General features: G+C 60.5%; 10 protein-coding genes. All 10 read left to right on the forward strand.

Going from position 1 to position 12347, the window contains the following annotated elements; genetic code table 11:
• Positions 1 to 11 precede the first annotated feature (11 nt).
• The 10 genes from PspS04_RS07270 to fliT all read left to right on the forward strand — a co-directional run bounded on the left by PspS04_RS07270 (position 12) and on the right by fliT (position 12330).
• A complete protein-coding gene (locus PspS04_RS07270) occupies positions 12 to 1121 on the forward strand; it encodes a flagellar basal body P-ring protein FlgI (protein WP_095170000.1) in 1110 nt (369 codons plus the stop codon).
• A gap of 10 nt (positions 1122 to 1131) precedes the next feature.
• Positions 1132 to 2415 carry a flagellar assembly peptidoglycan hydrolase FlgJ gene (flgJ, locus tag PspS04_RS07275; protein WP_159994370.1) on the forward strand — a complete coding sequence of 428 codons (1284 nt, stop codon included), beginning with the start codon at positions 1132 to 1134 and terminating at the stop codon, positions 2413 to 2415.
• Positions 2416 to 2425: 10 nt separating this feature from the next.
• The gene (flgK, locus tag PspS04_RS07280) at positions 2426 to 4468 is read left to right on the forward strand and encodes a flagellar hook-associated protein FlgK (RefSeq protein WP_095169998.1); all 2043 of its coding nucleotides are present in this window, start codon (positions 2426 to 2428) and stop codon (positions 4466 to 4468) included.
• A 14-nt stretch (positions 4469 to 4482) separates the two neighbouring features.
• Complete coding sequence (locus PspS04_RS07285) at positions 4483 to 6060, forward strand: flagellar hook-associated protein 3 (protein WP_159994372.1); 1578 nt, start codon at positions 4483 to 4485, stop codon at positions 6058 to 6060.
• A gap of 366 nt (positions 6061 to 6426) precedes the next feature.
• Positions 6427 to 7353, forward strand: a complete 927-nt coding sequence (locus PspS04_RS07290; RefSeq protein WP_095169996.1) for a ketoacyl-ACP synthase III — start codon at positions 6427 to 6429, stop codon at positions 7351 to 7353.
• Positions 7354 to 7639: 286 nt separating this feature from the next.
• Positions 7640 to 9625, forward strand: a complete 1986-nt coding sequence (locus tag PspS04_RS07295; RefSeq protein ID WP_159994374.1) for a flagellin N-terminal helical domain-containing protein — start codon at positions 7640 to 7642, stop codon at positions 9623 to 9625.
• Between the two features lie 73 nt (positions 9626 to 9698).
• A complete protein-coding gene (locus PspS04_RS07300) occupies positions 9699 to 10043 on the forward strand; it encodes a flagellar protein FlaG (protein WP_159994376.1) in 345 nt (114 codons plus the stop codon).
• Between the two features lie 82 nt (positions 10044 to 10125).
• On the forward strand, positions 10126 to 11490 hold the full coding sequence (gene fliD, locus PspS04_RS07305) for a flagellar filament capping protein FliD (RefSeq protein WP_159994378.1): 1365 nt from the start codon (positions 10126 to 10128) through the stop codon (positions 11488 to 11490).
• 117 nt (positions 11491 to 11607) lie between these two features.
• Positions 11608 to 12009 carry a flagellar export chaperone FliS gene (fliS, locus tag PspS04_RS07310; RefSeq protein ID WP_159994380.1) on the forward strand — a complete coding sequence of 134 codons (402 nt, stop codon included), beginning with the start codon at positions 11608 to 11610 and terminating at the stop codon, positions 12007 to 12009.
• Positions 12010 to 12033: 24 nt separating this feature from the next.
• Positions 12034 to 12330: a flagellar protein FliT gene (gene fliT, locus PspS04_RS07315; protein ID WP_159994382.1), complete on the forward strand. Its 297-nt coding sequence runs from the start codon at positions 12034 to 12036 to the stop codon at positions 12328 to 12330.
• The last annotated feature ends 17 nt before the right edge of the window (positions 12331 to 12347 follow it).

Below are 12347 nucleotides of genomic sequence, written 5' to 3' on the forward strand. Positions count from 1 at the left end.
TGACCCTCTCCATGCTGAACTTCAAGCACCTGCTGGCGGCCGCGTTGTTGCTGGGCACCTCCCTGGGCGTGCAGGCCGAGCGGTTGAAGGACATCGCCAGTATCTCCGGCGTGCGTTCCAACCAGTTGATCGGCTATGGCCTGGTCGTCGGTCTCAATGGCACGGGTGACCAGACCACCCAGACCCCGTTCACCCTGCAGACCTTCAACAACATGCTCTCGCAGTTCGGCATCAAGGTGCCGCCGGGCTCGGGCAACGTGCAGTTGAAGAACGTCGCTGCCGTGTCGATCAGTGCCGATTTGCCGGCGTTTGCCAAGCCGGGGCAGCAGGTCGACATCACCGTGTCTTCTATCGGCAACTCCAAGAGCCTGCGTGGCGGCACCTTGCTGCTGACGCCGCTCAAGGGCATCGATGGCAACGTCTATGCGGTGGCCCAGGGCAACCTGGTGGTGGGTGGTTTTGACGCCGAAGGTCGTGACGGTTCGAAGATCACCGTCAACGTGCCGTCGGCCGGTCGTATCCCTGGCGGTGCCTCGGTGGAGCGCGCGGTCCCGAGCGGGTTCAACCAGGGCAACAGCCTGACCCTCAACCTCAACCGTTCGGACTTCACCACGGCCAAGCGCATCGTCGACAAGATCAACAGCCTGCTCGGCCCGGGTGTCGCCCAGGCCATCGATGGCGGTTCGGTTCGGGTCAGCGCGCCACTGGATCCGAGCCAGCGGGTCGACTACCTGTCGATCCTCGAAAACCTCGAAGTCGACCCCGGCCAGGCGGTGGCCAAGGTCATCATCAACTCGCGCACCGGCACCATCGTGATCGGCCAGAACGTCAAGGTGTCGCCGGCGGCGGTGACCCACGGCAGCCTGACCGTGACCATTACCGAAGACCCGATCGTCAGCCAGCCAGGGGCTTTCTCCAACGGCCAGACGGCGGTGGTGCCGCGCTCCAATGTCAACGCACAGCAGGAAGCCAAGCCGATGTTCAAGTTCGGCCCGGGCACCACCCTCGACGAAATCGTGCGTGCGGTGAACCAGGTCGGCGCGGCACCGGGTGACCTGATGGCGATCCTCGAAGCCTTGAAACAGGCCGGCGCCCTGCAAGCCGACCTGATCGTGATCTAAGGTGACGAACATGGATATGCGCAAGAGCGGCCTGGTCAGCAGCAGCGATTCGGCGGCCTACTCCGACCTCAACCGGCTGAACCAGCTCAAGGTCGGCGACAAGAACAGCGACGGCAACATGCGCAAGGTGGCGCAGGAGTTCGAATCGCTGTTCCTCAATGAAATGCTCAAGTCGATGCGCTCGGCCACCGACGCGCTGGGCCAGGACAACCCGCTGAACACCGCGGCGGCCAAGCAGTACCAGGAAATGTACGACCAGCAACTGGCGGTTTCCATGTCCCGCGAGGGCGGCGGCATTGGCCTGGCCGATGTGCTGATGCGCCAGATGTCGAAGAACAAACCACTGGCCCCCGGCGAGGCGGCCGCGTTGTCGGCGGCTAAGCAGGAGGCCGCGAAAGCAGCGGTGCAGACACCGATTGCCGCTGGCACGGTGGCCACTGATGGGCCGTTGTCGCGCCTCAATGGCCAGCGTCCGTTGTGGGCCTCGCGCTCGATCAATCCACCGCAGGCAGCGGAGCAGGGCGTGCACGGCAATGACATGGCGCTGATCAACCAGCGGCGCCTGGCGCTGCCGCCGAAACTGGCGGACCGCTTGTTGGCAGGCCTGGTGCCTTCGGCCAGCGGGGCGGCGGCCACCACCGCTACCAGCACCTTGCCCAGCCGTGCGACCCGTGACGGCAACGCGCTGGTCAAGGGCGACTGGCAGCCGGCGCAGAGCTATTCCGCCGAGCGCGGACGCCTGCAGGTCTATGGCCGTGCGATGGCGCAGCCGCCCCTGGCGCCGGCGCCAAAAGCCTTCAACTCGCCAGACCAGTTCATCACCACCATGCTGCCGATGGCGCAGCAGGCGGCCGACCGTATCGGCGTCGATCCGCGTTACCTGGTGGCCCAGGCCGCCCTGGAAACTGGCTACGGCAAGTCGGTGATGCGCGCCGCCGATGGCAGCAGCAGCCACAACCTGTTCGGGATCAAGACCGGCAGCACCTGGAAGGGCGCGCAGGCCCGCGCCATCACCAGCGAATTCCGCAATGGCGAGATGGTCAAGGAGACGGCCGAGTTCCGTTCGTACGCGTCCTACCAGGACAGTTTCCATGACCTGGTGACCCTGCTGCAGAGCAACAATCGTTATCAAGAAGTGCTGAAGTCGGCCGATAACCCCGAACAGTTTGTGCGTGAGCTGCAAAAGGCCGGGTACGCCACCGACCCCAACTACGCCAGCAAGATTTCGCAGATTGCCAAACAAATGAAGAGCTATGAGAACTACGCCTCGGCTGGCTCTTCCACGAATTTATAAGGTCTGAACCATGAGCTTGATCAATATCGGGATGTCGGGTCTGAATGCGAGCCAGGCGGCGTTGGCCACGGTCGGCAATAACATTGCCAACGCCAACGCTGCGGGCTACTCGCGTCAACAACTCATCCAGACTAGTGCAGGCTCGCAGCAGGTCGGTGGCGTGTTCATCGGGTCCGGCACCACCCTGGCCGATGTGCGCCGGGTGTACAACGCCTACATTGATGCGCAGTTGCAGACCACCACCTCGCTCAATGGTGACGCCCAGGCCTATCTCGATCAGATCGGCGCGGTCGACAAATTGCTGTCGGACAAAAACACCGGGGTTTCGGCCGCCCTCGGCAGCTTCTTCGCCTCGCTGCAGACCGCGGCCGGTGCCCCCGGCGACATGTCGGCGCGGCAACTGCTGCTGACCAATGCGCAGACCCTGAGCAATCGCTTCAATGCGATCTCCAGCCAGCTCACGCAGCAGAATGACGGCATCAACAGCCAGTTGACCACCCTGGCCTCGATGGTCAACCAGCACACCGCAACCATCGCCTCGCTCAACCAGCAAATTACCCAGGCAAGCACTTCCGGCAGCACCCCGAACAACCTGCTGGATGCGCGCAACGAAGCGGTTCGCTCGTTGAACGAGCTGGTGGGGGTCAAGGTGCAGGAGCACGACGGGGTCTACGACATCTCGCTGGGCACCGGCCAGACGCTGGTCACGGGCAACACCTCCAACACTTTGTCGGCAGTCCCGGGCAAGACCGACAAAAGCCAGTACAGCCTGCAGATCGACTACCCGCAATCGAGCATCGAGGTGACCTCGGTCGTCACGGGCGGCAAGATGGGCGGTCTGCTCCGCTATCGCAACGACGTACTGGCGCCGGCCATCAATGACCTGGGGCGCACTGCGCTGGTGGTCTCCGATGCGTTCAACAAGCAACTGGGCCAGGGCCTGGATGCCAATGGCGAGTTCGGTTCGTCGTTGTTCAACAATATCAACAGCCCGCAGGCCATCAGCCAGCGCAGCCTGGCCACCACCGGTAACAGCGCCGGTTCCGGCAACCTCGACGTGACCATCGGCGACAGCAGCGCGTTGACCGCGTATGACTATCAAGTGACGTTCACCAGCGACAAGAACTACAGCGTCAAGCGTTCCGACGGCACCACCCTGGGACCGTTCGACGTCACCAAGACTCCACCGGACATGATTGATGGCTTCACCCTCAAGCTCAACGGTGGTGGGCTGAGTGCCGGCGACAGCTTCAAGGTCAGCCCGACCCGCTCCGGCGCCAGCGACCTCAGCGTGCAGTTGAAAGATCCCAACAAACTGGCGTTCGCCGGGCCGTTGCTCGCGGACAAAGGCAGCTCCAACTCCGGCACGGGCGCCTTGAGCAGCCCGAACCTGTCATCGATGCTGGATATCTACGGCGGCGCCGAACTGGGCCAGTTGCAGAGCCAGATCGAAGGCGCGATGCCGGTGCGCATCGCCTTCGACGAAGCCAAGGACGGGACCCAGACCTATCGCGTGCTGAACGAGGCGGGCGCCGAAATCGGCAAGGGCAGTATTGTGCCGGGCCAGGACAACAAGCTGACGATCAACGTGCCGGTACTCGATGCGGCCGGCAATCCTGTGAAGAACGCCGATGGCACGGCCAAGACCGTTGGTTTCAATACCACGGTCAGCGGCTCGCCGGGCAAGGGCGACAGCTTCGATATCAAGTTCAACCAGGACGGCAAGGCGGACAACCGCAACGCCAATGAAATGCTCGCCCTGCAGACCAAGGCCACCGTTGGCGTCGGGGGCGGCAATGCCGGCGTCAGCATGGGGCAGGCCTACAGCCAGTTGGTTTCCACCGTTGGGGGCAAGGCCAGCCAGGCCAGCGTCGACGGCACGGCCAACAACGCCGCGCTGGCCTACGCCAAGTCCAGCCGCAGTTCGGTTTCGCAGGTCAACCTGGATGAAGAGGCCAGTGATCTGATCAAGTTCCAGCAGTACTACACCGCGTCGTCGCAGATCATCAAGGTCGCGCAGGACACGTTCTCGACACTGATCAACAGTCTTTAAGGGAGTCCTTGACGATGCGTATTTCTACCGCTCAGTTCTTTGAGACCAGCACGGCCAAGTACCAGAACAACTTCACCTCGGTGGTCAAGACCCAGGAGCAGATCGACTCCGGTGTGCGCATCCAGACCGCCGCGGATGATCCTGTCGGGGCTGGCCGCTTGCTGCAATTGCAGCAGCAGAAAGACATGCTGCTGCAGTACGCCGGCAACATGAACAGCATCAAGTCGTCGCTGACCAACCAGGAAAGCGTGCTCGACAGCATCAACACGGCCTTGCAGAAAGTCAGCGAGCTGGCCTTGCAGTCGGGTGGCGGGGTTATCAGCGACGCGGACCGCAAGTCGATCGCCGACGAGCTGGGCAATATCGAAGAGCAGGTGTTCAGCCTGCTCAACAGCAAGGACGAGTCGGGCAACTACATGTTTTCCGGCTCCAAGACCGACGTCCCGCCTTATGTGCGCAACAACGACGGCACCTACACCTACCAGGGTGACGATACCCAGCTCAACCTGCAGGTCTCGGACACCCTGAGCCTGGCGGCCAGCAACACCGCCAAGAGCATCATGGAAGGGTCGGTGAATACCGGTCGCACCCAGGCGGTCCTGCAGCCACCGTCGGTCAACGATGGCAAGGTTGCGGTCTCCGATGGCCTGATCAGCTCCAACCAGACCTACAACAAGAGCTTCGCCGCCGGCCAGCCGTACACGCTGGAGTTCACCAGCAGCACCCAGTACATCCTCAAGGACGCAACCGGCAAGGATGTGACTGCAGAAGTGCCGGGCAATGGCCAATTCGACTCGACGAAGGAGGGCGCCCACAGCGTCAACCTGCGCGGGGTGAAGTTCGACATCAACCTGAATCTGGCGGACGTACCTGCGGCGGACCTGGATGCGGCGGTCAAGGGGCACGTGTTCACCCTGCAAGCCAAGCCGGACAGCTTCAATGCCTCCCGCAGCCCCGGCAACCCGTCGACGGCCCAGGTCACTGGCGCCACCGTGACCGATGCCAAGGCCTATGGCGACAGCTTTCCGGGCAATGGCGCAGTGATCAAGTTCACCAGCGATACCGAGTACGAGGTCTATGCCCAGCCGTTGAGTGCCAACAGCAAGTCCATCGGCAAGGGCAGCCTGAACGCCGCTGGCGACTCCCTGACGGCGGTAGGGGTCAAGTTCGATCTCAGTGGTGCGGTGAAGTCCGGCGATCAGTTCGTGGTCGGCGCCAACAACCATCAGACCCAGAGCGCGCTGGACACCATCAGCCAGTTGCGCCAGGCCTTGGCAACTCCGAGCGATGGCGACCTGGTTGCCCAGCAGAAGCAGAAGAATGCGATCAACTCGGCCATTGGCAACCTGCAGAACGCCAGTGCCGGGATCGACAACGCCCGTGGTTCCATTGGTGCGCGCTTGAAGGCGATCGACATCCAGGCCGGCGAAAACGTCAGCATGGGCCTGGCCAACGACTCGACCATGGCCGCCATTGGCAACACCGACATGGCCAGCGCCTCGATTGAGCTGAGCTTCCAGAAAGCCATGCTCGAAGCTTCCCAGCTGGCCTTTGTGAAAATCTCCCAGTTGAGCCTGTTCAACAAGCTTTGATCCCCGCCTGAATACCGGCCCACCCTGATTCCGGGAGTGGGCCGGTGCTGCTTGAATTCCGCGCTTTTTCCCGCCTCATCCCCACCTGTTTGCCGGCGTTCGCCTGGCTAACGCGCTGTGCGCGGTTTTTTGCGTGGCGGATTGTTTTGGCCAATGCACACAAAATAGAGTGACCTATGAGTCATAAAGCGCATCTTCACTGTATCGTGTGAAAAGGGTGGGATGGGTGCCCGCTGTTCGCTGGGTTTATTTTGATGATTTTGGCACCCGCGTCTGGCGCAGTTTTGTCGGCAAAACCCCTTTGTTATCAGTGCCTCTCGATCCTGCGAGCGGTGATCTCCAGTTATTCTGTTTTGGGAAGCCACAATGATTGGCATAAAAAGCATCGCCAGTTACGTGCCAGTGAGCGGGCTTGATAACTACGCTCAGGGCGCGAAATTCGCCAAGGATGAAGAGTTCATTTTGGGCAAGATTGGCTCGGCCTTTCTGCCGCGCATGGATGCCGGCCAGGAAACCTCCGATCTGTGCGTGGAGGCTGCCAATGCGTTGTTCGCCAACAACCCGCAACTGGACCGTCAAGCCATCGACGTGCTGATTGTGGTCACGCAGAACGGCGACGAAGAAGGTTTGCCCCACACCTCTGCCATCGTCCAGGACAAGCTGGGCCTGTCGACCCGGGTTGCCGCGTTCGACGTCTCCTTGGGCTGCTCCGGCTACGTGTATGGCCTGTACGCGATCAAGGGCTTCATGGAGGCGGCGGGCTTGAAGAACGGCCTGCTGATCACCGCTGATCCCTACTCGAAGATCGTCGACCCGGAAGACCGCAACACCACCATGCTGTTCGGCGACGCGGCCACCGCGACCTGGATGGGCGAAGACGCTGCCTGGCAACTGGGCAAGGCCAAGTTCGGCACCGACGGTTCCGGCGCGCCGCACCTGAAGGTCAGCGACGGCGTGTTCTACATGAACGGTCGCCAGGTGTTCAACTTCGCCTTGCTCAAGGTCCCGGCGCACTTGCACGAACTGCTGGATGACTCGGGCCTCAAGTCCGAAGACATCGACGCCTTCTGCATCCACCAGGGCAGCGCGGCGATTGTCGATGCCGTGGCGCGCCGTTTCGAAGGCGAGCCGGAGAAGTTCATCAAGGACATGGTCGAGACCGGCAACACCGTGTCTTCGAGCATCCCGCTGCTGCTGGAAAAACACATGCTCGACTCCACCTGGAAGCGTGTGGCGATCAGTGGTTTTGGCGTAGGCCTATCGTGGGGCTCGGCGATCATCCACCGCCCGTGACCCGCTAGCGCCCGCTAGTAAAAACGCCCATGGCTGCGAGGTCATGGGCGTTTTTTATTGCTTGGGATTTGCCGCTGTCGAGGCCCGGCTCAATGCCAGGTATGACTCGTGCCAGGCGGCCTAAGGCCTTGAAACATTGGGGGGTGGCACGTTGCTAGTAAAAAATTTGAAAAAAGCCCTCAAGCAACCTGCGTTGACGACGATAACTATTACGAAGGTTCTCTAGGCCACACCCGGCGGTTGCCAGGGCCGGAAGCCGCAGCACCCAACCAACGAGGAATTCGTCATGGCTTTATCTGTAAACACCAACATCACCTCCCTGGGCGTTCAGAAAAACCTGAACAAGGCTTCCGACGCTTTGAGCAACTCGATGAACCGTCTGTCCTCGGGCCTGAAAATCAACAGCGCCAAGGACGACGCCGCTGGCATGCAGATCGCCAACCGTCTGGGCAACCAGGTCAAAGGCTTGAACGTAGCCATCGCCAACGCCAACAACGGTGTATCGATCGCGCAGACCGCTGAAGGCGCGATGCAAGAATCCACCAACCTGCTGCAACGTCTGCGTGAGCTGGCCCTGCAGTCTGCGAACGGTGATAAAAGCGACGCTGACCGTGTATCCCTGCAGCAGGAATTCACCGCGAAAGTCGGCGAGCTGACCCGTATTTCCAACACCACCACTTTCGGTGGTCGTAACCTGCTGGACGGTTCGTTCAACAACATCGGCTTCCAGATCGGTGCCAATGCGAACGAAACCATCTCGTTCGGCATGACCGACATCAGCGCCACCGGCCTGAAAGGCACCTTCAGCGAAGCAAAAGTAAACAGCAGCGCACTGGCTGGTTTGAGCGCAACTGCTATTGGTTCGGCGTTGCCTGTACCTATGACGGCTAGCGTAACCGGTGCGGCGAACACTGCGACCGCGGGTGGGGAAAAAATCTCCATCAACGGTACGGAAATTACTTTGGTCGCAGGCACGATCGGTGCTCAAGCCGGTACCAACGCGGCAACCGAAATCAACAAAAAAACTGCTGAAACCGGTGTTACAGCGGCTGCAGACGCTACAACTGGCGTTCTGACCCTGACCTCGAGCAAGGACATCACCATTGGTGGTACGGCCGCTGACTTGACCAAGGTCGGCCTAACTGCTGCAACTACGGCTGCACTGCCGAAGCCGGTTACCGTTACAGGTGCGGCGCCCACGGCAACTGCTGGTACTGAAAAAATCACCATTAACGGTACACAAATCTCGCTGGTTGCAGGTGCTACCGCTGCCCTTGCCGGTACCAACGCAGCAACCGAGATCAATAAGAAAACAGCCGAAACCGGTGTTACAGCGGCTGCAGACGCTACAACTGGCGTTCTGACCCTGACCTCGAGCAAGGACATCACCATTGGTGGTACGGCCGCTGACTTGACCAAGGTCGGCCTGACTGCCTCGACAAACAGCGCCTGGGACAACGAAGTGCTGGGCACCGCCGGTGGCATCACTGTCAACGGCAAGGATGTTACCTGGGGCGCGACCGATACCATCAAAACCGTATTGAGCAGCATCGCTGCACAAGCGGGCGCGGGCGCTACCGCAACCGTTAAAGATGGTCGCGTGACCGTTACTTCGGGCGAAGGTAAAGACATCAAGCTGGCGAACACGCAAAGCGGTTCGTTGTCGCAGTTGGGTCTGTCGGCCGGTACCTCTCAGGCCAAGCTGAAGGAAGACACCTCCATTGATGTCAATGGCGTTGAAGTCAAATTCAAGAAGGGTGATACCACCGACGCTATCGTCGCTTCGATCAACAGCGCCAGCACCGGCGTAAACGCCAGCAAAAACGCTGATGGCACCTTGAGCCTCTTCGCTGACAAAGACATCACCGTCAAAGACGGTAGCGCCGGTACCGGTCTGGCTGCGTTGGGTCTGACCGCAATCTCTGCCGCCGGTACTAAATCTGCCGTCACCATGGAAACCACCGTTTCCGACCTGAACATCCTGTCTGCGGCCACTTCGCAGCAAGCAGTACAGGCACTGGACGGCGCCCTGCAGCAGATCGACAGCCAGCGTTCGCAGCTGGGTGCGGTGCAAAACCGTTTCGCCAGCACCGTGGCCAACCTGCAGAGCATTTCGCAGAACTCCTCGGCTGCCAAAGGCCGCGTAGAAGACGCTGACTTCGCTTCCGAAGCCGCTGAACTGACCAAGCAACAAACCCTGCAACAGGCTTCCACTGCGATCCTGTCCCAGGCCAACCAGCTGCCATCCGCTGTACTGAAGCTGCTTCAGTAATCTCGGCTAGCGGTTGATCAACGGAAGGGCGCGTCTACGTGCCCTTCCGTTTTTTCAGTTTTGAGGTGATGACATGGACATGAGCATCAAGCTGAGCGCGTCTTATCCCAATGGTCTCGCCCAGGCCAGCGGTGGGCCTGCCCATCAGGCCGCACCTGCGGTCACGGTTACTCAGGAGTCCAGCGAGGAGCCACAGCGCCTAGCCCTGGAAAAAGCCGTCACGGATATCCGCGAGTTTGTACAGGCAACCCAGCGGAACCTGAATTTTTCCATCGACGACTCTACCGGCCAGGTAGTGGTCAAGGTGATCGCCACTGACAGTGGTGAAGTGATTCGACAGATTCCATCGGAGACCGCGCTGAAGCTGGCGCAGAATTTGAGCGATGCCGGCAGCCTACTGTTCCAGACCCAGGTGTGAGCTGGCACGAAATGTGTTTCTGACTGCTGCTTAGGGGTATTTGCGCCAATAAAGCGGCAGCCACAGGACAAGGAGAATAGCAATGGCGAGTTCAACGATTTCCGGCCCGGGTTCGGGCTACGACACCCAGGCCATCGTCAAGGCACTGGTGGGGGCTGAAAAGGCGCCCAAGCAAGCCCAGATCACCGATCAGCAAAAAGACACGACCATCAAATTGTCGGCGGTCGGCACGGTGAAGAGCTCGCTGGAGTCCTATCGGGCGGCAATCGCCAAGTTGAACAACGTGGCCGCGTTCAACGGCCTCGCCGCGACCTCGTCTGAAGAAAAAAACGTAAAGGTCACCCTCGGTGATGGCGCTGCCAGCGGCAAGTACGTGGTGGTGGTCAGCGAGCTGGCAACCTCCTCGAAAGTCACCAGCAAGGTGTTCGAGGGCGGAGCTTCGGGTAAGGCAAACTCCAGTGACGAAGCCCAGACGCTCACCATCAATCAAGGCGACAAGAGTTACGATGTACTGGTGCCCGGTGGCGCGACGCTGCAGGAAGTCCGTGAGTCGATCAACACCCAGCTTTCGGCCCAGGGCATTAGTGCCAACGTCTTGACTGATGCCAATGGCGGGCGTCTGGTGATTGGCTCCAACACCACAGGTGTGGACACCGATATCACCCTCAGCGGTGATTCGGACCTGGTCCAGGGTTATGACAAGGGTGCTCCGGCGCAGAATGCAAAGTACAGCATCGACGGTATCGAGATGGAGTCCACCAGCAACAAGGTGACTGCCGCCATCAGCGGCGTGACTCTGGATCTGGTTGCCAAAGACAAGGAAAAACCGATCACTATCAATGTGGCGAGTAACACTGACACGCTGAAAACCTCGGTCCAGTCATTCGTCACCGCCTACAACGCTCTGCTGACCAGTATCAACACCCAGACCAAGGTCACCGCTACCGGCGATACGGCTACGACCACGGCGGGGGCCTTGACTGGCGACGCATCGATGCGGCAACTGGTCAATACTCTGCGCAGCGAACTTGTGAGCAGCTCGGGGTCAAGTGCCATGAGTAGTATGGCGCAGATGGGCATTACCACTGACCAGAAGACCGGCCTGCTGAGCCTGGATGACAAGGCTTGGGACAAGGCCGTGGTCAAGGGCGCGGCAGATATCGCGAAGATGTTTACTGGTGACACCGGCCTGGTGGCACGCATGACCAAGGCAACCGACTCCTACGTGGGCACCACCGGAACGCTAGCCAGCCGGGTGACGGACCTCAACACCAAGTTGACCGACCTGACCACTCAGCAAGCTGAGCTGGATCGGCGCATGGAGAGCTTGCAGAAAACCCTCAGCGCCAAGTACACGGCCATGGACACCATGATCGCCCAGATCAACGCCAGCAGCGCCAGCATCATGACCACCCTCAACTCGCTGAACAATCCGAAGTCGGACTGATAGCCAGGGGCGCGCAAGCGCCCCGTGACGGTGGCGGCAATTAAAGTTTTCCTGGCGGCAGTCGAGAAACTGGTTAGCTAAAACCTATTCGCCTGTGGCCTGTACCGAGGTAGCAACATGAACCCTATGAAAGCCCTGCGTGCGTACCAGAAGGTCAATTCCCACGCGCAGATCTCCGAAGCCAGCCCACATCGCCTGATCCAGATGTTGTACGAGGGTAGCCTCGATCGCCTGGCCCAGGCCAAGGGCGCACTGGCCCGTGGTGATATCCCGCAGAAGTGCCTGATGCTCACCAAGGCCATCGACATCATTACCGGTCTGCGCCAGGGTCTGGATGAAGAGAAGGCCGAGGACCCGGCTGCGATCCAGCAACTGGCCAGCCTCTACGACTACATGAATACCCAGCTGTTGCAGGCCAACATCAGCAATGATCCGCAAATCATCGACGAAGTCGCCCGCCTGCTGATCACCCTGAAAAGCGGCTGGGACGCGATCGCGGCACAAGAGCTAGCACAATAGGCCCGTGGGCCTGAGGATGATGTCATGAGCCAAGCCCTGCAACGCATCGAGCAAACCCGCGAGGCCCTGGTCGAGGCGCTGGCTGAGCGCAACTGGGAGGCCATTGGCGAGCTCGACGTCGCCTGCCGCACCTGTGTCGACGATGTGCTCAGTGAGGTGCCGGTGGATGAGCAGGCGCTGCGCGAGAACCTGCAGAGCCTGCTGGTGGTCTACAAGCGGCTGCTGGACGTGGCGATGGACGAGCGTCAGGCGATAGTCAACGAGATGGCTCAGATCAGGCAAGCGAAGGGTGCGGCAAAGGTTTACCATCTGTTCGGTTGACGCTTTGGTTAATCAGC

Origin of the sequence: Pseudomonas sp. S04 (assembly GCF_009834545.1) — a bacterium.
Lineage (GTDB): Bacteria > Pseudomonadota > Gammaproteobacteria > Pseudomonadales > Pseudomonadaceae > Aquipseudomonas.